Source organism: Sediminispirochaeta smaragdinae DSM 11293, assembly GCF_000143985.1.
Lineage (GTDB): Bacteria > Spirochaetota > Spirochaetia > DSM-16054 > Sediminispirochaetaceae > Sediminispirochaeta > Sediminispirochaeta smaragdinae.
Window position 1 is genome coordinate 2,999,642 of the sequence record NC_014364.1, and the last position, 23,230, is coordinate 3,022,871.

Genomic DNA, 23,230 nt, shown 5'->3' on the forward strand with positions numbered 1-23,230 from the left:
TGGAGGACCATAATGCCTAATGCGTTTGATGCCATCTTAAAGGCAATGGAAACAACGGCTATGGGGCTTCAAACATACCAAAGAATTGATGCTCCACGAGTCGAATATGAAGCGACGAAACTCCAGAGCCAGATAAAACTCGGCCTCGATTCTTTCTCTCGTGACGCGGAGAAACTGCCGTATGGACAGATACAACAGGCATGGACCGAACGGCAGGAACAGATTACCGACATGATCGGGCAACAGCCCTCGGAAATCCAGTATGTCATGAAAAATTGGTGGCAGAACGCATCGACTAGCTACCAGTCAACCATGAACGGGCTTGTTGATCAGAAGTACCGGGCACAAGAACTGACTTCGCTTTCCGAGCAAATTGACGAACTTGCAAAGGACGGAAGCGATGAATCAATTGCAAAAATCAAGAAGCTTGTCGAATCTGCCAATGGAAGTGGGGTTATCGATCCTGGGACGGCGTACAAGCTGAGTTTTGAGTCAATCGCGAAGGTCAACTACAACGCCGCCAAAGCCAACGCTTTGCAGATCATGGATAAGGACGGTGTCAGTGCAGCCCTTGAGTATGCCATGAACGGAAACGAGAAGCTCTCAAACGACATGCGCATAGCGCTACGAAACGAGATCAAGACCATTTACACCGACCGGGAGAATGGAAGGATTCAGCTTGATACGCAGGCGAACGACGATGCCTCTTCCCTTGCTGAACAAATCCTTGATGGTGAGAAGCCCTTGTCTTCAATGGACCAGTTGATTGAAAGCGATACTCGCATGAGCGGCAGAAGTCGACTGAATTGGCGTAATTGGATGATCGCCGTACAAACCCAAAGGGACAAAGAACCCGATCCCGAAATGGCCGCTTATGCAAAGACTGCTCTTAACAAGGTTATGGAGGACTGGGAGAAGAATGGACCGAAAGCTGAACAGAAGAACATGCTTTTGCAGCTTTTGACAAATGGCTACATCAACAAAAACACCTATGATGATTACCTCTCTACGATTTCCAAGGATCCCATAACAGAGCCGGAGTTTGACGACGGAATCAAGCTCATCAAATCAGCCTTGAAAGATAACGACGAAGGCATGGAGCAGGCCCTTGCCGCCTTCAGGCAGAAAGTCTATGCAAATCGTTACATCGGCGATGAGCTCAACCAAAATCGGTGGACCGGCCAGGAGCTTGCCCAGGTTGCGCAGAACATCGCAGCTCCCACCGTCTTGAACGAAATGAAGATGGATCAGTTTCACGTCGGAGGATTTAACCTTGACGGTTCCTTCTTAAACTCCGTTGAAGAGAACATCCTGAACGCTCAGAACGGAAGGTTTCTCGGTTTGACGGAGGAACATGCCCAGATGTTCAACCAGATTCAGGAAGGCCAGGAACAAATCATCTTGCAGCTCCTGCCGGACGGAACCACGATCAACAAGATCACCAGGAACAAAAACGGTCTTCCCGAATTCCACACGACAGTCGGAACATTCATGTTTGCAATCCCAACAGATGAGAATGGGGAGCCAACGTCAAAAGACGAGGTCCTCATCTATCACCTTGGTGGCGATCAATGGGCGGAGTATGACCGAAAAGCCGTCAAGCAAGAAGCCGACCAGCGCAATGTTTCCGATGCTACGGCCCTTGCCTCAGCAGAGAAAGCCTACCTTGATCAGGAAGATACTCCGAGGCAAGGCATCCCTCGGTTTACCGTCAATGACGATTACTCTCCCTTAGAGAAAGAGCTTGACCTCATGCGGCAAGAGCTCCTTGTCGGTGGCGGATTTAGTCAGTATGGGAGGCAGTGGGACTCTACCGCAACCCGAAGAATCAAAGAGATTGCAGAGCGTCGGGGGCTGCCGACTTCGACCGTCGTCCAGGCGGCAAAGAGCGTCGGATATGTTGATGAGGATTTCAAGATCGGCGTTTTTCGATTCTGGCCTTTTGGAGGTCGAGAGTGAACATCCTTTGGAAGAAACGGGAACCGGAAAACACACGGGGTGCTGCAACCTCCCCCTGGAAAACCGACGGATTCAGAATCGTGTCGGGCACAATCAATTCTCTTGATCAAATGAGTCAGGAAACCGAACCCACCCCAGGAGAGGCGGTCGAGAAGCTCAAATACAAGGATGCATTCCAGCAAATCCTTGAGGGAACGCTCGGCGATGGTTTCTCCGATGAAAGCCTTCAAAAGCAGTTCTACCAGGTAGCAATGGCCGCCAAGAATCCAGAGGAAGAGATGGCAAAGATGGCAACATCCGCCTTTCTCTCCCAGCGTTTGAATGCTCCACCCGATGTTGTGTACAAGAACTTTGATTTCTACACCGAGAAGTACATGACCACAAAACAGGCGCCGCTCTCAGCTTGGGCCGCGATCAAGAATGAAGCGTACACCAGCCAGCTCATGATTGAGCGTGGAAAGATCGGCTATGAACTCATGTTTGACCCGGAGAACCAAGAGCTTTGGGACAAGCTGCTTGATATCAATGAGAAGGTTCCGCCACAGGATAACCAGAAACGCTCTGTGCCCATTGAACTGGTAAAAGGTGCGGCGAAATTTCTTCCCTACGTGGCGACCGGAGCAATCGGCTCTGCCGATGAATCGATGTTCGGTGCAGGGCTTGGCGCTGTCGCAGCCGCTTCGCTGGCCTCTGCCGGGACACTTTCCGGGGTGCTGACCGTACCCTCTCTCATCCTCTCGGGCTACCAGATTGGGAAAAAGGTCGGGTCAATGGATGAGTATTTCAAGATAAGCGCCGGAAATACCTATGCGGACACCATGCAGAAGAAAAGCGCTGACGGGAAAACGGTTCCCGTGGGCATTGCCAGGGCCTTTGCCTTGGCCTCCGGGACACTTGCCGGAGCATTGGACACCATACAGCTTGATCGTTTTGTAGGCGGTTCCCAGTGGTTGCGTAAGGCCGTACCGCAAGCCGTCAAGAAGAGTCTGCAAGACAGCTGGTTTTCAGCAATCCTCGGGAACCCCGTTGCGAAGTTTGCCGGCCGATGGGGATCCTCTGTAGCGGAAAGCGTGGTTGAGGAGACCTTCCAGGAGACCATCGAAATGATGGGAACCGAGGTTGCCGTAACCGTTGCGAATTGGGCAAAGAATACGAACATCCCACAGGCGACAATCGACGACTGGAAAGATATGTGGATGCAGACCATTCGCGATACGGCGAAGGGAACCACCCTTCTCGCCCTGCCCGGCGTTACGGCCGAGAGCTTTGCGGCCGAACACCAGAAGCGACAGTCGGCAAAGGATCGAGAGGCCGCCCTTGCCAGCGGAAACGCGGATATCGATCTCGGGAAGTTCAACGACTATGCGGCCATTTTTGAGGAAGAGGATCTTCAGAAGAGCACTGAGAAACTGGTCGCCTGGAAAAGCGCGGAGCTGAAAAAGGCGGAACAGCGGCTTGCCTCCGACCCCACTCAGGAAAACTTTGCGATGCATGAACTACAGTCGCAGGAACTTGATAGAGCCGAGCTTGAGGCCTCCGTCGCAAAGAAAGTGAGCGAGCCAAGAGTTTGGGAGATGACGCAAGACCAGTGGATAGCGCAAAAGCAGAGGCTCTCAGACCAAGAGCTTGAAAGCCTCAAGACTTCCATTGCCGCAGGCTTTCCCGGATTCACGGATCAAGAGCTTGAGGTTTCCGCAATCGCAATGGATACCATTGCAAGAAACTTCGGACAGACCGGGACCGCTTTACTCGATACCATGCTGACGATCGTACCGGCAGATGAAGGGCAAGCAGCGGTTGAAACACTTTTCCCGGGTAAGAGCGTATCGCAGACAAACAGTGCCGCTACCTTTTTCCGAGATGCAGAGGGGAAGCTCCTTTCTCCGACAGAGGCCGCAAGGGGACAGGCTAAGGCCTTTATCGCTTCCCTCTCTTCTCCAGATTTGTCGACCTTTCTGCATGAGTATTTTCACTTTGCCGATGTCATGCTCATCTCTCAAAGCCCGGAGCACCGACAGCTCTTTTCAAAAGCGCTTGGAAAGGATTACTCACAGTTTACCGATCAAGACCGCGAATACCTTGCGTACATGTTCGAGAAATATCATCGAGACGGTACGGCTCCCACTCCTGAACTCAAAAGCTTGTTTGCCAGGATCGCAACGTCACTCAAGCAGTTTGTAGAACGGATGGTCGGCCTCAAGCCGATGAATGAGGATCTACGCAAGGCCTATGATGCGCTCTACTCCCTGAGGTCGGAGGATATCAAGAACGACAATCCCGATCTCAAGGAAAAAGTGGTACCAATCAAAAGGTATGCACTTTTTCAAGCAGAACCAAACGAACGGGAAGGCTTTCAGAGGACACTAAGAGAGGCATTTGAATATAAAGGCCAAGGTGTTATTAAGCTTTCAAATCGAACGCCTGAAGCTTTAAAAGCATCTGGAGCAAAAGACCTTCCTATAGTCCTTACAAGAAAGAGTCTTGAGCATATCAGAAAGGACCATCCCAATATACCAAAATTGGTTTTGTTATCAATGCTTGATGATATTTCCGATCCGGTAATGGTATTTGATAGTGCTTCGAATACTGAAAAAAGAAAAGGATTTGTCATTGTAACTAATCAGATAGTTGATGATGCGCCTGTAGTTATTGCTATGCATTTGGAGGTTGGGAAGCCTCAATGGCAAATACATAAAATAGCTTCCGAGTATGAAAAAAACAGTTATAAAACTGTCTTTTCGAAATGGGTAGATCAAGGTCTGCTTCGGTATGTAGATAAAGAAAGAGCCCTGAATAATCCACACATCTCCGCCGGGCTCCGCTTGCCCCTGGAGGTAGATAATTCAAGACCCCTCTTAAATAAGGTAGTACTGAAAACTGACCTTGTCAACAATAAGCAAACAAAGCCACTTTTCCAGGCTCTTTCTCCCTTGCAAAAGCTCAAGCAGAAATGGGACCAAGAAATCGAAAAAGCGGAACAGGAGCTTGCAGAGGCAGAAGACCGGGTAAAGGCCGGAGAATCATTTTCCGTTGTCGACAAGGCCCTTGAGCATCTGCTTTCCCTCCAGGAAGAACGCGAGCTTGCAATCCGGGATTACGAAGCGAACCGGATGACGGACCATGATGCGTATTCGGATGCCGTAGAAGCCTCGGTACAAAAGACGGTGGAAAACGGCGATTGGGTACCGGATTCCCAACTGAAAGATTATAGCTCGCAGAATTGGGCCCGTGATGAAATCGAATACCGGCAGCAGGCCATAGAGGATGCTGGAAAGTATGCCGACAAAGACGAGTATATCGCCTCTCAGGTTCTTTCCGACAACCTCGAAGACGGACACACGCCGGAGTACTACGGGAACATCTTTGATGCCTCCCGCGAGACAGAAGCGAATCTGACCGGCCGGGAAGCAAACTATCGCTTTATCAAATCACTTTCTGCAGATTACCTTTCCTCTGAACTCCTTGAGGCTCTGCACGTGTTTGGAAGCGATGGCCTTTCCGGCTGGCATCCTATAGTAAAGAACGCAGCCCTTAGCCTTAAAAAAGGCAAGAAGCTTTCACAGGCCCTGTACAAAAAGGTTATGGATCAGATCAAGGCCGATCCCGAAGTCTACCGGATGAGTTTTGCCGAAGCAGCTCAGGACACCGAAGGAATGCGACAAATTCAGTGGGAAATCGAGCACTCAGAAGAAACAGAACTCGAGAAACAGCTCAAGGCAAACCGTCAGCTGCGCAGACAAAACGAAAAGCTCAACAAGTCGGTTGAGGCCTTAAACCGCGAAATCGACCTAACAAATAGTGTCCTCGGCGATTACAAGCGAAAGCAAGAGGGATTGGAAGAGGCTTTCCGTTCTGCTCGGGAAGAAGCGCGAAAGGGTGACGTTGAAAGTCGAAAACAGTGGGTAAGCCTACTCTCTGATGCAAGAAAGGAAGCGTATCTGCAAACGCGCAGGGCCGTAGCTGATACGAAGCAGAAAATCCGAGATATGCGGGATGCAAAGGCCTTCTATGAACGAATGATAAAAGCCATCATGCGACCGGCCGGACGCTCAATTGCCTATGATCAGCAGGTCCAGATCAGGGAAATACAAGGCCGGTATGTGGCCAGGTTTACCCGACGAGAAAAGGAAATGCGGCAGGCATACCGGAAGCTCCTTTCCGACGCCGGTATCGATCCACGAATCAAGGAAGCCATACAAGAGAACCTGAGTAAGCAAAGCCTTCGCGATCTATCTCCGGAAGAAATAGAGAGCCTGCACGCTGAGATTGCGGCCCTGAGAACAAAAGGGCGTGAAATTCGGGAAGCGCAACTTGCCACTGAGCACATCACCAGGCAATCAGCCATCCAGAACGTGCTCGAAACACTGGGCTTTGAAAAGCCGGAAGAAGGGCTCGGGCTCAAGAAAACAGAACGTGGACGCAATAGCTCTATCTTGCAGAAAGAACGCCTGACCACCCTCCTTCCGTCTCATATCGCGGAGATGTTTGACGGAGGCAAGAAAGGCTCGTTTTACCGCTGGTTGATCGTTGAGGTTGAGAAAGCAAAATCCGAAGCAATCAACAATAAAGACCGAAGGATGAACGCCGGGTATGAAGAAATGAAAAAGCTCGGCATCAAACCGAAGGACTTGATCAAAGAGCGGAGCATTGACGGGCTCACCTTCCAGGTTCAGGAAATCATGGGGCTATACGTCTATATGCAGAATGAATCCGAACGTGAACGACTTCTGTATGGGAATAGGATAAAACCGGAAACCATAGCAAAGGCAATCAAAACGCTTACACCGGAGCAGAAAGCGTTTGCCGATTGGATGATCGACTCTTTTGAAACCGACTATTCTCGTTTTGAGTCTGCATTCATCGCCGACCAAAATACAGCAATGGGGAAAGAGAAACGCTATTTTCCCATGATGGTGAAAGACCTCCAATTCGATACGAAAGCACAGGAGATTGCCTCTGATTTACTCTCCCGCAGCCATGCCGTAAAAAGCTTTGTTTCAAGAGGATCAACACATAATCGAATCAAAATAAGCAGAGAGCACCAGCCCTCCATGAGGCTTGATGCCTTCAATATCTGGGCAACAAATGTGGATCGCCAGGAGGACTACATCAATAACGGTCTCCTTGTTAAGCGGCTGCATGCAATCTTCGGTAACCGGGAGGTCCAGGAAGCCATCATACAGCGCTATGGTAAGGATGCGGCAAACTGGCTCAAGGATCAGATCAACGAGATTGCAAAGCCGCTTGCCGGAGTTAAGTATTACGAGCCGATCATGCAGCTTTCGCAAAAACTCCGTTCACATGTCGGCTTGGCCGCTCTTGCCTGGAACGCACTCACCCCCTTAAAGCAGTTTCCTTCCCTTTTCCTGGCCATGGGCCGGGTTCCTGCAGGAGAACTCCTTGCAGCAAGCGGAAGGCTTATCGCTTCGGGTACCGGGCTGGTTAAGAAAATGCACGAGCTTGATCCCTATATGCGGGCCATGGACTACGACCCGGTGCTTACGGAAATGAGGGAAGCGGACAAAAACCGCTATGAAAGATTTGTCACCAAGACTGGAGAGCTTGGGATGAAAGGAATCTTTGTCGTCGACAAAGCCGTTAAAAGCATTATCTGGGATGCTGTCTACGAGCACAATCTGAAACAGGGGAAGACACAGGATGAAGCGATACACGAAGCACGCAGGGCCATCATTGAAACGCAGCCAGGCGGATTTCGTGAGGACTTACCCGTTGTTGCCCGTCAGGGTGAGTTTTTCAAATGGATGACGCTTTTCAGCTCTCAGTTGCAGAAGCTATACAACATGACAACCTATGATATTCCCCAAGCCGTCAAGCAGGGGGACATCGCCACGGCACTTCGTATGAGTACCGGGTATATCATGGCTGCCGTTTTGATCGGGATGATTAACAAGAAAAGCACGCCGGAAGACGCCAAAGATGCCGGAAGCATGGTCCTTGAACAACTGGTCACATCGATCCCGATTCTTGGAAGCCTCTTTGTGCAGGGGGCAAAAGGCTGGTCGTCAAGCAATCCCGTGACGGAAACGGCCAACCAAGTCGGAAAGGTTATCAACGCAATCGGAAAAGATAAGTCGGATGAGCAGGTCATGAAAACGGTCATGGATGCTCTGGAACAAGCTCTTTTCTTGGGAGGACTGCCGACGGTTCAGGCAAACCGGATGATCGATTTTGCCGAGACCGGGGATCCCTGGGAAATTGTGGGAGGACGGAGCAATGAGTAACGTTGAGCTTGAACTTAAAGGCCTAAGAGCTGCATCACTTACCAAGAAGGAGTACGAACAGGGGTACGATCGGAGTGATGCAGACGGTAATAGCATAGTCACGACAACACCACAGGCACCGGAGAACCTTATCGTTTCAGCACGAAATCGAGTGGTTTCGATTACGTGGGACAGGCAGGAAAACCTCACTCCCCCTCACAGTTACATCATCGAATGGTCCCTTGATGAGGAGACCTGGAATAAAGTCGGCGATACCACCTCCAATCTGTTTATTCATGAGGGATACATAAAAACAGTCGATGATGCTGCGGTCGATACCCGGAATTTCTACCGAGTGAAAATACTGTTGGCCAGTGGTATATCGGGCCCCTATAGCGAGATTGCTTCTGTTCTGTGTGAACCGGTAAAACAGACCGACTTAATTGGTTCGCTTGCCGGGAAGATTGATGCCGGGGCCTCTGCAAACGATATAGCTCAGATGCTACAGGGCTATGCAAAAGAAAAAGGCGTTACCCTTACGCAGGCGTTCGGCAACTGGGAGAACCTGAGCGATGCATCCGTGACCGTTGATGAAGGAGGACCGGGGGAAACAACAAAAAAACTGTCCTTCATTATGAAGAATGTAGTTATTGCCGATCTTATCCTCGGTTCCCTGATTAAAGGTGAACACATCGAAGCACATAGCATTGACGCAACACACCTGAAAGCCGACATCCTGAAAGTACTTTTCAGCCTGACCTCGCCGAATATCGAAGTCACCGATGAGGGACAAGCATACAACTTGAATAATTATGCAAGGCTCCTGATAACTCCCTATACCATCACCTGGCAGACGAGAAGTTCCATTGACTCTCCCTGGACCAGCCGAAGAATGCTCGGCAATAACGAAGGAGATGATCTACTTGCCGATATAGCGCGTTTCCGAGGCCTCTTTCCATTAGATAGGGGCTTTGACCGATCTATTGGTTTTGGAAGGCCGGTAGGTTCACTCACCTACTCGTTTGACAACATACTAACAGATCAAAACGGTGAGAATGCTTTTAGTGGAAAACAGACCGCATATACAACGGGGAAATTTGGAGAAACACAAGCGGGAGCTATTGCCGCATCTACTAGTGCCGATTATGCGGGGATGGTAGAGAAAGTATTTTCCCGGTCAATTACTGATTATTGGACATTGGCATTCTGGCTAAAGGAAACAGCCGCTCCCGTCTGCACGACAAAAGTCATTGAGATCAAAGAATTAACGCAAACGATAATAAGAAATACACAGGCCATAGGCGACGTGTCTTTTTCCAAAAGTGGAAATTACCTTGCGATTGTTTGTGCAGGAAGCCAAGGCCAGGATAACGGAACCTTTATCTACAAGAAAAACGCAGGGTCCTTTTTCCTTTTAACAAAACTTGTACCATCTGCATCAGAGAGCTACCAACCTACAAATATCGCTTGGAGTGCCAACGATCAGTACCTTGTGATCACCGGTAACTATGCAGGGCACATGTACAAAAGGAACGAGGATACCTTCAACTTACTCGGCCGCCTTGAGGGGATAGACAATACATCACGATCGGTTTGTTTTTCGAGCGATGGGAATTATCTTGCTTGTTCTTCCGGGTCAGGAAACTTGCTAAAAGCATATAAAAGGTCCGGCGATGTTTTTTCCAGGTATTCTCTTTCCTACACCATAAACGCAAATGCAAAAGCCCTTAGCCTTTCAAGTGACGGCACGTATTTGATGGCGACGGTTTCAGGATATGGTGGTGAAATTGACGGTCTATACCTCTTTAAGAACAATGGCTCCGAATATCGGTTACTCACTATTATTCACCATTATGATATCGATAATAGCTATTTTTACTCAGTAGAATTCTCTCACAACGACAATTACATTGCTTTCGGTACTCGTCACGGTGTCATGATTTATAAACGTGTTGGGGACAATCTCCAGAAAGTGACAGATGTAGAGGCTGAAAATGATAGTGTCATTTATTCGGTACACTGGAGCCCCAATGACAGATACCTATTTTTTACGGGAGCAACAAGACCGTCAATTTACCGTCGAGATGGAGATGTCTTTACAAAGAAATCCGATTTAGGAATATTCTCAGAATTTTACCAGTCCCCTTGTGCTGGTCTATCGGCAACACATTTTGCCTATGCAGACAGAGTCGATAGTACTTCAACCACACATGAAAAGGTTTACATCTATGCGTTTGAGGAGAATGACAACTGGTGGCTTGAACCTTCTTTGCAGAATGTACCGAAGCTACTCTCGTTTGAAACCGATGAGGATGTTTTATCCGTTTACCGGAAACCCCATTCCATAGTCCTTGCAAAGGCCGTAACCAAAACATCTCAAACACTCACCATCGATGAGGTAAAGGTTTGGAACTTCATAGCTTTACGAAGCAATGGCGATGGGACAATCAGCTTCATGCTCAATTCGCAAAAGGTCACATTGACGGTATCGCTTAAAGATACAGAGAGCTTGAAAATCATCTTTTACCTTCTGAAAGAAAATGGTCTCAAGATCGATGACATGATCTTCTTTACCGGTCTACTGACTGACGACTTCCTTCAGACCTATCGAAATTCTGGCTATCCCTGGGCTGATGCGGAATTCGGCGACACCTTTATAGGAGCTTCCCCAGGAAAAAAAATCCGTGTTATCGACAAGGTCGTTTTTGAGAAAGAGATTGATGCGGCCATACCCACCCCCGTTGTGGATCACGAATGGAACGGTACGCAGTTATCGATTACCGATGAAAGCGGTCAGGGGCCATATGTCGATCTCAAGGGACCCGAAGGCCCTCAGGGGCCCCAAGGTAAACAAGGAGTCCAGGGGCCTACCGGACCGACCGGTCCTAAAGGAGACAAGGGGCCGACTGGCCCTACTGGACCGAAAGGACCAACCGGTCCCAAGGGAGAACAAGGCCCCACGGGTCCCACAGGACCCCGCGGAGTACAGGGGCCGACAGGGAATACCGGGCCCGCCGGACCAACAGGACCACGGGGGCCTCAAGGAAATCCCGGAATAACAATTCCCGATATATCAGGCCTTGCCGAAATTACATCGATCGACCCGTCAAAAGATAAGCTGATTGTCTATGACGCAAGTACGGGTACGCATAAATCAATGCGGATATCAGAACGTTTTCCCGTAGGCTCCCAGTACACACAATATGCCTCAAGCGCAAGCAATGACCTCTCGGTTGCCTTTCCGAATAGCGAGTCCCCCGCTTACCTGTTTGGAGGGACCTGGGAGAAACTGTGGGACGGCGAAGGCATAGACTTTCATACCGAAGGTTATAACGGTTCAGGACGAACAAATGGGCTAATGCCCGATAATCTCCAAGGCTTTATCACACTTAATGGTGTAGGAACTAATACAAGCGGAAGTAATCCTAAAATTTTTGTCTATGGATACACGACTGAAGACGTACCAGGAAAAGCTGAGGATATCAATGCGGCTGCCAATATTAATACAACAATTCAAGGCAAAACATCGGGACCCAAAAGTGATGGTACGAACGGTACTCCTCGCATTGGGGCAAGAACATCCGACCGTAACCGCCTCATGAGGATATGGAGGAGAATTGCATGAAAACCTATGCCGTAACAGACGGCTCAATGATCACCGCTGTGGTGCAAAGCGCCGATGAGACGGCAAAGCTTGCAGAGCTGTTTCCGGAAAAGAGCATCAAGGAGATTCCTTCCTGCTTTAGCGGAAGCAAAGGAGATGATATCCGCTTTTACGATGAGGATGGAAAGCGGCTTTCGGTAGCAGCCGCAACAGAAGCCGGGCTCGTGCTTGAAGCCGGAGAACATGAGGCCTCTATCTGGGAAGGCGGTAAGTATGTGCTTGTCCCCGACTATACCGGTGTTCCCTACTGGGACAAGGCCACAGGAGAGGCGGTACACCTGTCCCTCGGCCGAAAGCCTGATGAGAGTATGACCGACATTGCCCCGCCGGACCCTGGGGCCTTGTGGAGTGAAACGGGTTGGATGGTCCCTGATGAGGTGCTCTCCGAACGGATTCGCATGGAACGTGATGCGCTGCTTTCAGGGAGTGACTACATCATGATGGCCGACTATCCCCTGGCCGATAAATCGAAGTGGAAAGCCTACCGACAGGCTCTCAGGGACATTCCCCTACAGCCAGGCTTCCCTCAGGAGATTTCCTGGCCACAGGTACCGGAGAAAAGGAGTTAAGCCAATGGGCGATAACGACAAAATCGATATGGTCTTAAGCATTGTGACGGAACAAGGCCGGGACATCAAAGAGATCAACAGTAAGCTCACCGACTTTTTCATCAACCGGGAAAGTACGTGCCCTGTTGAGAAACGCCATGAGAAGAAGATTGAGTACCGAACAGTCATTGTCGGAATGGTGTGCGGTCTTGGTGGTTCGATTATCGGGGGACTACTCCCCGTTGTTTTGGGAGGGTGAAAAATATGATTATGAGCTGGAATCGACGAGAGAAAAAACTCGTTTGTGGAAACAGAAAAATACCTTGTTCCTGCATTGTTCGCAACGAGCTTAATGGATGGAGACCGCTGGCAAATAAACCGGCACAGGATGAGGTCGTAAGGTCTCTACCGGAGAATATTCCGTACATGCCACGACCGTTTCCGGTCGGACGTTGGAATGTTGGCAGACCAGTGCCTCGATCTCATCCGTATAAAGCCCCCTATTACATCCCGACTGATGCCTTCCAGATGCTGCCGAGATGGGAACTTGACGACGATGGTGGATATCTTCGGGAAACGGAGGATATGGTCCGTGACGAAGATTATGGACTTCATTGCTCATCATCAAACACAACACTCGGCTGTATCAGAATCACCAAGGAAAAGGATTTGCTCTGGATGGTCGAGAAGATCAATAGAACGCTTGATACAGGAGAAAAGGTGTATCTGGAGGTAGCGGCATGAAGAAATTCTTCAAAAGTTTTTTCAATTCCACGAATGACATAAACGAGAGTACGGTTATCGGGTTTGTCGTTGCCATTTTGTTTGTTGCGGCGACCTTCCTGAATATTGTGGATGCCGAAAAATACCAAACGATCGGCTGGGTATTGGTTGGATTGTTTACCGGATCAACGGCGCGAAATATCGTTGACACATTGAAAAGGTCAAAGGGCAATCCCTAACGAGGTGAAGGATTGAGATGCGCAAAATTATTAGCATTATCCTTACTCTTTTTGTGTGTTTTTCCGCTGGTTTCCTCCTGGGCACTTACCGCTCAGGAAGAGGCGATAGTGGACGAGCTGCAGAATACGATAGTAGAGGCAAAAAGCGAGATACAGAGTATCAAAAGCTCAGCAATGAGTATGAGCGAGCAGTTGAGACGTACGAGGGAGAGCTCGCAGAGCTTCGAGCGGAAGTGGCAGGATACGGAAAAGAAGCTGGAGGGCTTACAGAGCGAATCGGAGGAACGGAAAGCCAAAGTGTCGGCATTGCAGAGCGAGCGGGACGGGCTGAGGAAGGACTATCAAGAGCTCTTGATCTATTGCGAAGGCTTAGAGAGGCGGAATCAGCGGCAGCAGACGGCCCTTAAAGCCGGGGGCTCTCTCCTGGCCGCCTCAATCATCGTGAATGTACTGCAGGCTCTGTTTTGATCTTGCTAAGGGGGAAGAGTTGCATCCTTCTCATGGGAGGATTATAATACTCATGGGTCATTTCGTTGGTTATCTGCATGAAATTCATGTTGATAAAGGAAGTTATATGCAATTTCTTTTTTGGCTAAAGATATATGAGAAAGAGCCCGCCGTCCATGGGCTCCGTTAAGAAATTAGGAGGATTAGATGAAAGATATCTCAGAAATAAATATGAATCTTGATGAATATAATTTTTATACTTTTCAATTCGTTGATGAACTTAGATATTTTTTTACCCCTGAACAAGTTTTTAATAAAAATGACGCATTTAATAATTTCATTGAAAATTTAAAGGTAAAATTTAGAGACTGTGGATGGGAAGGAGATGGAGAACTTAATATTGGTTGGCTTCCTCCATTTCTTGATGAATCTATTGATCCTAATTATGGAAATATATATTGGCATATTAAACAGGATAATAACGGCTATTCTTTTATTGCATCACCTTCTACTTTTTATTCTTCACGAATATTGGATCAAAATAAAAAACGTTTTATAGGTAGCAAGATTCTTGAAACTCAATCTATTACGGAAATTACAAGTAAAATACTTATAGGGAAAACCAAAGAGATTCAAGATATTATTAATGATTTAAAATTAGAAAGTTATCCAGATATCATTTTAAAAACTATACTCATTAGCATCCAAAGTGATCTCGTTTCATCCTTTATATCTTTTATTGAAGATGTATATTTACAATTTATCATTCATTTTTTCGAGGAGAACAATAGAGACAATTTAAGACTAAGTAAAATCGATGCTAAAATTGATATGAAAAGTATTAATTCAGACATTGATTATAGTGATAGAGAGCAATCATTAACACTTCGATTAATTATGAAATCTATTTGGGAAAATTTTAAATTTTGGCCATTTAAAGAAAAATATAATGAGATCACAAAAGCTATTGATTTCCAAATTGATCAATCATCTCGTGATATGCTTTTTAAGCATGTATATTTACGAAATTGTATCCATCACAAAAATGGACAAGTTCAGAATGATTTACAAAAAATGTTAGGTAGAAATAATATAAAGGTGTTAAACAATCAAAATAGAGAAATTGTGTTGAAAGAATGGGATTCTATAGATTTATCTATAAACGAAATATCAATTTTTAAAGAAAAATTAGAAGACTTCATAAGCAAATATGAGGTACATATTTTACAAAGAATGACAAGTAGATCAATACATCATAGTTTTAAAAACCCAATTGTCAGGAAATTTGATTTATCAGCAAAGAAAGACACTGATTAAAATAGTAACCCAAATGCCGTCCATGGCATTTGGGGAATTTTCGGATTGATATTACTTTTTGAGGTATAAATATGGAAAAAATAATAGAGAAAATAACTGTTAGTTTCTTAATCCTTATTCTATTTTCATGTACTTCATTTCCAGCGCTTAACCCACCAGCTTCAGCAACACAAACTGGTCCGAGAACAATCATACTTAATGGAGAGGAAATATCTGAAGAAGATGTCGGAGGCTTCATCTCATGGTACGGGCAAGACTTTATAGAAGCAGGACCTATTATAGTAGAAGTTGGTTTTTTTGGTGATCCAAACTTAGAAGGATTAGGCTTCATTCTCTATGATGGCGGATTCACTGGTGAATTGACTTATTATCGCAGAACAGGATTAGAACATCGTTGGGATTGGGGACCAAATGAAACCGATTATGCCTTTGTGATTCAAACTGATGGAACTGGCTTATATTATGATTTTACAAAAGTTAAGAAAGGTAAGAGTACCACCGCCAGTGCGGTCTATATATGCCATAAGCGTTAATTAACCGCGCCCGTCCCAAATCTACCTTTCTTCATCTAATAACGATATATGGTTTCACTTCCTCTAACTTTCCTCTTGTGGGAAGTGCCCGACGGCGACTTCATTGCAGTTCATGGGGCATGAGTCGAGGCAATGATTCTCCACTACTCCCGGCCGTATTGGCAGGAGAGGCTTGTTGCGTATGGAGGCGACAGGAGAAGGTTGAGTAGTTCTGGAAGTGATGAATGTTCCTCTTATCGGCCGTGACCATGACAATAGCCACGTCTGCTCCAATTGCTGGTTATGTAGTTCCACTTTAGTTAAAGCTTCAGCGAATATACCCTCTCGACCTACTAATCATTATCTCACTTCCATCTATCTTATCCGATAGGTAACTATAAATTTCCTGTTTAACAATATCATCATTTGAGACATGTGGCCCTAAGATAACTTTTGAAATTCCTACGTTTAGTTTGTTTTGATAATCATTTTTATAGTTAAACACAATCTCAACTATCTGTTGTATTTCCTTATCCTTAAGAATATACTTTGTGAAGTTTTTTTTATTGCTTAGTATAAAATATCGCCATTCTTGTTCTTCTTTATGGAATTCATTCTTAATTAGAGAGGCCATAATCAATATTAGATTAATAAGCTCTTTTTGGATTGTTTCAGAATATTTATTATTTTCATTAACAATACTGGTCATATGGTTATATATTGTATTTTCAAAGTCATAAATTCTTTGATCTACAATTTCTAATTTTTCATCATAATATACAACAGGATAGATGTAGCAAAGTGATCCTTCGCCCATTTTTTCTTTTATTTTTTCAAAGAACTTTATTCGATTAAATCCTATCGCTACACCTTTACCTCTTTCAGCGTAATTTATCCATTGTTGATGAATATCATGTTCCGCCGATGTCGAAAATATATAGAAATCAGCATCATATATTGCTTTCCGTTCATAGTCGCTTATGATTTCCAGTACTGTACTTTCATCTTTGAATATTTTCTTAATAACAGATAGCCCAAATTCAATTTCCAATGGATCATTCAATCTGTAGATGTTTGAGAAGCGTAAAGAACAGTTTTCAACGATATTAAATAGAGTAGATTTCGTAGTGTAGTGGTAAACCGTATCAACTTTTTTGTCAATTTTGACATCCATTTCTTTAAACAGAGTGTCAATGGCTTCTTTATCAATTTCATCAAAGTATTTATCTTCCATTCATACCTTCTAAAATCTAACCTAAACGCTAATTTAAACAAATTTTGAATCTACATAACATTCAATTGAGCTGCGTGGCGTTCACTGGCATGCGTTTGTGCTCTTTCCTTCATGCATTATACCATATCTTTCACAAATTAGAGCTTTCGCTTTCAAATCCAGCTCTTCTTTACCCAATCTAACGCACAAACCATGACAGTAGCCACGTCTGCTCCAATTGCTGGTTATGCATCACTTTCGTTCTCGTTTTTCTCTTATCTTCTTAATCAGTAAATCCGCAATACTGTTAATTTGAGTCTCTATAGGTTCATCTATACTATATGTAATACCACCAACTTTTTTTGTTTCATCGAACATTGATAGTTCTACATTTGAAAACCAGATTGGAATTACAGATTCTTCACCAAATCTTTCTTTAAATTGTTCTGATTCGAATTTCGTCCATATTTTTGTCGGGTACTCTTTACTTAATAAAACAATAACAAATTCTGCCTCTGAGTTATAAATAGGTGCTAAATATTCTTCAACATTAGTAGCTAATATGCTGTGTTGCTCATTTTTATCATAAAATACTTCAAGTTCACCTTCAGTCAGTTTATCAAATAATTTTTCCGCAATTACTCGTTGTTCTCCGGCAAAGGATAAAGCAAAGTCATAGTTCGAAGAGATATCAAGGTTAAGAAATCCTAACTTTTTACCAAATTTAGTCCACAAAAGATTTCGCAAATAGAATAAAAACTTTGGATCTTCAATTGATAATATTTTTGATTCAACATCAAAATGTATATTCTTCTTAATTTCTACATTATTTTCAATTAAGGATGCCAAAAATCCTTTATCAACAACTTGATTTATGCTTCCTTTAAATTTTGGATATAATAATACGATGTCATTAATATTTAATGACCAGTCCTCACTCTTCGAGAGCCAATATAGTAAATGAAAATATGGAGCTCTACCTTCGGGTCTTATTTTAGAGCCAATTGAGAAATCCCTAGCGACATGAAAGAATACTCGCTGTAATTCATTCATAATTCCTTCTTTTACTTCAATTAAACTTACTTCAATATTTTTTTCTTCCTTTTCCTTTTCTAACACACGCTGTCGTATACAAGCTTCAGAACAAATCATTTGTGTTATATGAAAACTACCACCTGACATTTCTGCAATTTGGTTTGGAGAGGGATATTTGATATTTAAAGCTGATTCGCCTTTTACAATAAGCTCAATTATTTTATCATCAGGATTGCTTTCAAAGCGTATCGTATCTACCCTATTATTCAAGTCTGGTGCAAATTTTACAAGTGAATCTCCAGCTTTGTTGATACCAACTGCGATTACTTTACTATTCTCGTCTTCTTCATCAGCCAACAATTTAATGTAATTTGCGATGCTTTCTTTCGTGTTATCATCTAGAATATGAAAGTCATCAATTATCACAATTCCAACATCTGTCATATCTGGTAGCGATACAATTATATCTTTATCTTCTTTTTTTCTAGTTGATAATATTAAAACTTTGCTTCGCAATCCTACTTCGTCGATAGCTTTCTGTACGCATGTTGTTTTTCCGATACCAGATGGTCCTTCTATTATTAAACTGCGACCTTTTGTTCTTAATGCAACTAGCATTTTTGTATATTCAGGTGGTTCAACGAATGTATATGTGGGAACACCTGATGTCTTAAACACTTCTTCTAATCGTGGTTCCATTTAATACTCCATAAGGTATGATACAGTTTTTATTACCAATATAACCAATATATCGCCAAGTTGTGCATAACATAATAGATTATGTCGTCTGAGTAGAAAATGATTCCGAATTTTCTTCATTACATGTAACTCGTATAAGGACCTAATAATCTCCTTTACAACATAGATAAAAGCATGAATGGGGTATTTATATGCAGAAAGTTAATCTTAATTCATACTTATATCTGAGACTTTATATAATTTATTGTAAGCCCACTACTTTCATAGTGCAACAAAAAAATCAACTCTCTCTATATAGCTTGTTCTGTGGATACCATTTTTTTATGCACTGAGGTCTTACTGTCGGTCGATTACAAAACTTTCACAAGGTTGATGATTATACATCAAACCCACCGTTAGGTTATATCAAGACCTGCATTTATTCTGCATTCTATTTCTGCTGTGCTGTGATAATCATTGACAACAAAAACATCATAATTTACTATAATATAGTGATTTATTCACTTGCAGAGTACATATGCCATTAGGCTCTTAATGCCTTCTAAGCCGTAGGTCGCAGGTTCGAATCCTGCTGGACGTAGTTTTAATTACTTATAATGTAAATAATTACACAATAATTCATTTTTATCAATTTTGTTTTTGTCTTCATTGCACCCTGTATTGCACCCTAAACGATTTTATGATACAAGAATTTTATGCCTCGGAAACCAGATCCATGGACAGTTAAGCGAATTCGCGGTTATTGATATTTTAAATTACGTGGAGAAGCTGTATATCATACAACTGCTATTCATATCGACAACTGGAAACGAACTAAACCATTGGCAGAACATCATTCTTTTTGACATGAAACGTGAAAGGCTTATTGCCTTTGACGGGCGAGATATCAAAACGCCGGTAGTGGTAGTGTCAATAATCTTGCGCAAATTCTTTTTGCCTCAATCTGAAGAAATCACTTATAAGACCTGGTCCTCCCGATCGTAATCAATCAGCAGGTCCATATTCAGATACTTCCGTTCACTCCATGAAGAACCTGAGATGTGACGCAGCCGGGCCGCGACCAGCATCAGGGCAGATTCTCCATCGGGGAATGAGCCGATTACTCGTGTCCTCCTTCTAATTTCTCGCATGATTCTTTCAAGACCATTGTTGGTCCTGATGCGCTTCCAGTGCTCCACCGGGAAATGATAGTACGAAAAGGTTTCGAGGGATCCTTCCCGCACCAGAGCCGCCGCTTTGTGAAGTTTCATATCCATGAGCTTCTGCGCAATGAGATCCTTTTTCCGGATTGCCTCTTCCTTGTTTTCCTGGGCATGAATTGCCTTCAGCATTGTGGCAACCTCTTTCACTTTGCCATGGGGAACAAAGCTGAACACATTCCGGTAGAAGTGGACGACACAGCGTTGCCAGCGTGCCTGGGGATAAAACTCCGGAATCGATTCGACTAACCCCAAAGATTTGTCGGAGATGAACATATCGACAGTCGCAAGGCCGCGTTCTTTGAGATACCTCAAGAAGCGTTGCCAGCTGTCCTTATCTTCCTTAGTGCCCTCTGCAACCCCGATAATATCCCGAAATCCATCCTGATTGACACCAATGGCAACCAGAACCGACACATTTCTCACTTCACCGGCCCAGGATCGCTTCATCCAGATCCCGTCCAGATACACATAGGCGTAATGGCTCTCAAGCGGCAGATTCCGCCACTTCTCGATTTCTTCGTAGATTTTCTTGTTGAGATTACTGATCGTTCCCGGTGACACCTTTGCTCCCCACAGGGCTTCTGTGATGTCTTCGACTCTCCGCACCGACACTCCTGCCAAGTACATTTCCACCATCGCTTCCTCTACGGAAATCTCCCGGCGTTTGTACCGTTCAATGATCGCCGTTTCGAAGGTTACCTTCTTCAACTTGGGCATCTGAATGGTTACTTCACCAGCCTTGGTCAACAGCTTTCGGTTATAATGGCCGGCTCGATACCCCTTCCGATCTGTGTTTCTCTCATGCTTCTGGGCATTGACTAATTGCTCGGCTTCAGCTTCCAGCATGGCATTCAACGTCTCTTCGACAGTTTCCCGTACAAATTCCCCCAAATGGGCTTTAACTTCTTCCTCATTTATCTCGATAATCTTACTGTTCATATAGTCCTCTTTCTGACTTGGTTTTGGTCGTACTTAATCAATCGTCAGATTGAGGACTTTCTTTTTATCGAAATTAGAATTTGCGCAAGATATTATACGTTATCCCGGTAGTTCACCACTCAGAAAGAGGAGTTCCAACCGACGAGGAGGTGGCACTTCTTTTCCCCTCAGATTTTGATTCATTCAGACGGCCGTAGAATAGAGAAGATAAGCTACCTGTCATTGGAAATAGAAAAGCCAAAGGAACTCGTTTCCCTATTGGAGTCCCTTGTGCCCTTGCTTTCTCTTCTGGTATGCGAACCTCAGAACTTCGAGCCTTGACTCACACCGCAACTCATCCAGAATTCGGAGGCCTTGTCGTTGCTCAGACTATCAACCGTGATACCGAGCCTGCACCACCTAAGGCAAATAGCGTTCGAGCCATACCTTTACCCCTACAATACACGAATGCGGACAATTCTTGCATCTGCTCACCTTGATCCATATTTTGATAATATACATGGTTTCCGATTGTCAACAACAGCTACCGACGCAATCTTGAGAGCATTCACTGGCCACAAGTCGCCCGATATGACAAACACCCGGAACGATAGCACAAATTGTGACAAAAGAATTATCAGATTGAAGCAGTTGTTCGACGTCTTTTACTTTATTTCCTTTTTCATACAAATGCTATTGCTATTCCCCTTGTATTCTCCATAATTCTCTATTCGCTTATACCCTATGCTTTCATATAGTTTTTGGGCAACTTGTTGTTTTATTCCGGTTTCAAGTATTAATGTGTCCACACCTTTTTCCACAGCACATTCTTCAAGTTCTTTTAGAATCCTTCTTGATAATCCTTTTCCCCGATAATTTTTATTAATATAAACACGTTTAATTTCAAAAACTTTTTCCTCATATCGCTTTAAACATCCACATCCAATTGGATTTCTATCATAATAAAGAACAACTACCAATGCACCATCACTCAAGACGTTCAACTTATCATATTCGTTCTGGATATTTGGATACATACTCCATAACTCATGATTTAATTCATTTATCAGCGTCAGATAATCAGCATCGTTTATATTTGTTCGCTTGATACTATATCCTTCAGCAATATCTTTTACGAGAATTGTATCGCATTCTGCTCCGCTTAGCCTAAATTGCCTAATTTCTTGATATTCACTTGAATTGTACCAATCGTTAAATTCTATTTCATTTTCAAACTTTATGATAACTGTTTTTGAATATTTATAACTTCCTTCAAGAATCCTTGGAGTATTGTCGACTGCTATATAAGTTCCTTTGTATTTTGAAAAAACTGCATCACATGCATCAAGATATTTTTGATATATTAGAGGATCAACAATTTTGATGTTAGCTATAAAATAAACAGCCATTATTTTTATTCCCCCTATAAAAGTTGAAAGTCAGACGTTATGTTTTTCAAACAGTATCATCTTTTGAGTTTTTGCTCTTTTTTATGAATTATACCATATACTTTTGTCGTTCAAAGTTTACTTTCTCAAGAAGACACTCCTCCATCCAATCCACAGAACAAACCATGGCAGTAGCCTCGTTTGCTTCAATTGGTGGTTATGTGGGGCTTTGCCGATTATTATTTACCTTGGCATGATTGGTGAAACGCTATGGCAAAACAGAAATCGTATTTTCAATTACGCCAGGATCAAATCGAATTCCATGTCCTGGAATTACGGCAACACAATCGAAATCCCGTAATCGTTCCACGGATGATTTCCATGTATCCATGTTTGCATCCGCTCTATTTCCAGTTCCATTGCCTACCCGCAACATGCATCCACCAAATAATATTTTTCGCTCTGGGAAATACACGACTATGTTATCAGGAGCATGTGTTTCCCCAGGGAAAAAAACTTCAATTGGTTCATCTCCCACAGTAAAATGATACCCTTCCGTTAATTGAAATATCTGCGATGGTCCTACATAGGGAATAGTTTCATGTCGTTTCAAGAATTTTTCATTTCCCGGGCCTTCCAGCCACCCCATTGTTAGCTGTCTAGTGGCTTCCCCACGTTCACGAAGTAATGATACAGTTTTATCGGAACCGATAATTGGTATATTTCTGTGTAAAAGCGCATCGTTTCCGCCAAGATTATCTACATGGTAACCTGTATTAATTTCAATGAATTGACGATTACCATATTGCTTATTTATCCAATCCAGTACGTTCTCGGTAGCCTCTGGAGTATATGGAGTGTCGACAAAGACCGCATATTTTTCTCCGATCAAAACAACTAACGAGTTCCCCCCCCATGGGAATTTATGCGTAATGACAAAAGCATTGGGAAGAATTTCGCGTACTTCGAGTTCGTCATTTAATCTGATAACAGGATATTCTGGTTGTGTTTGCGCAATCAACGACAAGTCAGTTAGAACAAAGAAAATAATTAACATAACATTACGGATTGGATTATAGTAATTCCTGAAAAGATTCATATTAGGTTCCTTGCTTTACAAAGGTTTTTATTACATACACGATTTG

Annotated in this window: 15 protein-coding genes; 10 read left to right on the forward strand and 5 right to left on the reverse strand. The window is 44.1% G+C overall.

Translation table 11 applies throughout. From position 1 onward, the window contains the following. The first annotated feature begins 12 nt into the window (after window positions 1-12). From SPIRS_RS14210 to SPIRS_RS14255, 10 genes are all read left to right on the forward strand, one after another. Window positions 13-1,959, forward strand: a complete 1,947-nt coding sequence (locus SPIRS_RS14210) for a hypothetical protein (RefSeq protein ID WP_013255375.1) — start codon at window positions 13-15, stop codon at window positions 1,957-1,959. Beyond that, window positions 1,956-8,201, forward strand: coding sequence for a MuF-C-terminal domain-containing protein (locus SPIRS_RS14215; protein WP_013255376.1), 6,246 nt, complete (start codon window positions 1,956-1,958; stop codon window positions 8,199-8,201). Before SPIRS_RS14210 ends, SPIRS_RS14215 begins: the two co-directional genes overlap by 4 nt. Then, on the forward strand, window positions 8,194-11,805 hold the full coding sequence (locus SPIRS_RS22700) for a collagen-like triple helix repeat-containing protein (RefSeq protein ID WP_013255377.1): 3,612 nt from the start codon (window positions 8,194-8,196) through the stop codon (window positions 11,803-11,805). Before SPIRS_RS14215 ends, SPIRS_RS22700 begins: the two co-directional genes overlap by 8 nt. Further along, window positions 11,802-12,413 carry a tail fiber assembly protein gene (locus tag SPIRS_RS14225; RefSeq protein ID WP_013255378.1) on the forward strand — a complete coding sequence of 204 codons (612 nt, stop codon included), beginning with the start codon at window positions 11,802-11,804 and terminating at the stop codon, window positions 12,411-12,413. Before SPIRS_RS22700 ends, SPIRS_RS14225 begins: the two co-directional genes overlap by 4 nt. Before the next feature lie 4 nt (window positions 12,414-12,417). Continuing rightward, window positions 12,418-12,651 (forward strand): hypothetical protein, encoded by a 234-nt coding sequence (locus SPIRS_RS14230; protein ID WP_013254586.1) that lies wholly within the window; start codon window positions 12,418-12,420, stop codon window positions 12,649-12,651. Between the two features lie 167 nt (window positions 12,652-12,818). Continuing rightward, window positions 12,819-13,136 carry a hypothetical protein gene (locus SPIRS_RS14235; RefSeq protein WP_148224082.1) on the forward strand — a complete coding sequence of 106 codons (318 nt, stop codon included), beginning with the start codon at window positions 12,819-12,821 and terminating at the stop codon, window positions 13,134-13,136. Beyond that, complete coding sequence (locus tag SPIRS_RS14240) at window positions 13,133-13,354, forward strand: hypothetical protein (RefSeq protein WP_013255380.1); 222 nt, start codon at window positions 13,133-13,135, stop codon at window positions 13,352-13,354. Before SPIRS_RS14235 ends, SPIRS_RS14240 begins: the two co-directional genes overlap by 4 nt. Before the next feature lie 108 nt (window positions 13,355-13,462). Continuing rightward, window positions 13,463-13,822: a hypothetical protein gene (locus SPIRS_RS14245; protein ID WP_171814772.1), complete on the forward strand. Its 360-nt coding sequence runs from the start codon at window positions 13,463-13,465 to the stop codon at window positions 13,820-13,822. A 186-nt stretch (window positions 13,823-14,008) separates the two neighbouring features. After that, complete coding sequence (locus SPIRS_RS14250) at window positions 14,009-15,118, forward strand: hypothetical protein (RefSeq protein ID WP_013255383.1); 1,110 nt, start codon at window positions 14,009-14,011, stop codon at window positions 15,116-15,118. A 71-nt stretch (window positions 15,119-15,189) separates the two neighbouring features. Then, entirely contained in the window at window positions 15,190-15,651 is a 462-nt protein-coding gene (locus SPIRS_RS14255) for a hypothetical protein (protein WP_013255384.1), read from the forward strand. 307 nt (window positions 15,652-15,958) lie between these two features. On the opposite strand, the gene SPIRS_RS14260 is transcribed toward SPIRS_RS14255, so the two are convergent. The 5 genes from SPIRS_RS14260 to SPIRS_RS21840 form a co-directional block, all read right to left on the reverse strand. Further along, a complete protein-coding gene (locus SPIRS_RS14260; RefSeq protein ID WP_013255385.1) occupies window positions 15,959-16,864 on the reverse strand; it encodes a DUF2971 domain-containing protein in 906 nt (301 codons plus the stop codon). 231 nt (window positions 16,865-17,095) lie between these two features. After that, window positions 17,096-18,577 carry a TIR domain-containing protein gene (locus tag SPIRS_RS14265; RefSeq protein WP_013255386.1) on the reverse strand — a complete coding sequence of 494 codons (1,482 nt, stop codon included), beginning with the start codon at window positions 18,575-18,577 and terminating at the stop codon, window positions 17,096-17,098. A 956-nt stretch (window positions 18,578-19,533) separates the two neighbouring features. Continuing rightward, window positions 19,534-20,718 (reverse strand): IS256 family transposase, encoded by a 1,185-nt coding sequence (locus SPIRS_RS14270; protein ID WP_013255387.1) that lies wholly within the window; start codon window positions 20,716-20,718, stop codon window positions 19,534-19,536. Window positions 20,719-21,362: 644 nt separating this feature from the next. After that, window positions 21,363-22,106 carry a GNAT family N-acetyltransferase gene (locus SPIRS_RS22195; protein WP_013255388.1) on the reverse strand — a complete coding sequence of 248 codons (744 nt, stop codon included), beginning with the start codon at window positions 22,104-22,106 and terminating at the stop codon, window positions 21,363-21,365. A 247-nt stretch (window positions 22,107-22,353) separates the two neighbouring features. Then, window positions 22,354-23,184, reverse strand: coding sequence for a subclass B1 metallo-beta-lactamase SPS-1 (locus SPIRS_RS21840; RefSeq protein WP_013255389.1), 831 nt, complete (start codon window positions 23,182-23,184; stop codon window positions 22,354-22,356). Window positions 23,185-23,230 lie beyond the last annotated feature (46 nt).

What these genes read in the sequence shown, in the direction of transcription:
- SPIRS_RS14210 (WP_013255375.1), top strand. Translation starts at nt 13, where the DNA reads ATGCCTAATGCGTTTGATGCCATCTTAAAGGCAATGGAAACAACGGCT.
- SPIRS_RS22700 (WP_013255377.1), top strand. Translation starts at nt 8,194, where the DNA reads ATGAGTAACGTTGAGCTTGAACTTAAAGGCCTAAGAGCTGCATCACTT.
- SPIRS_RS14225 (WP_013255378.1), top strand. Translation starts at nt 11,802, where the DNA reads ATGAAAACCTATGCCGTAACAGACGGCTCAATGATCACCGCTGTGGTG.
- SPIRS_RS14230 (WP_013254586.1), top strand. Translation starts at nt 12,418, where the DNA reads ATGGGCGATAACGACAAAATCGATATGGTCTTAAGCATTGTGACGGAA.
- SPIRS_RS14235 (WP_148224082.1), top strand. Translation starts at nt 12,819, where the DNA reads ATGCCACGACCGTTTCCGGTCGGACGTTGGAATGTTGGCAGACCAGTG.
- SPIRS_RS14240 (WP_013255380.1), top strand. Translation starts at nt 13,133, where the DNA reads ATGAAGAAATTCTTCAAAAGTTTTTTCAATTCCACGAATGACATAAAC.
- SPIRS_RS14250 (WP_013255383.1), top strand. Translation starts at nt 14,009, where the DNA reads ATGAAAGATATCTCAGAAATAAATATGAATCTTGATGAATATAATTTT.
- SPIRS_RS14255 (WP_013255384.1), top strand. Translation starts at nt 15,190, where the DNA reads ATGGAAAAAATAATAGAGAAAATAACTGTTAGTTTCTTAATCCTTATT.
- SPIRS_RS14260 (WP_013255385.1), bottom strand. Translation starts at nt 16,864, where the DNA reads ATGGAAGATAAATACTTTGATGAAATTGATAAAGAAGCCATTGACACT.
- SPIRS_RS14265 (WP_013255386.1), bottom strand. Translation starts at nt 18,577, where the DNA reads ATGGAACCACGATTAGAAGAAGTGTTTAAGACATCAGGTGTTCCCACA.
- SPIRS_RS14270 (WP_013255387.1), bottom strand. Translation starts at nt 20,718, where the DNA reads ATGAACAGTAAGATTATCGAGATAAATGAGGAAGAAGTTAAAGCCCAT.
- SPIRS_RS22195 (WP_013255388.1), bottom strand. Translation starts at nt 22,106, where the DNA reads ATGGCTGTTTATTTTATAGCTAACATCAAAATTGTTGATCCTCTAATA.
- SPIRS_RS21840 (WP_013255389.1), bottom strand. Translation starts at nt 23,184, where the DNA reads ATGAATCTTTTCAGGAATTACTATAATCCAATCCGTAATGTTATGTTA.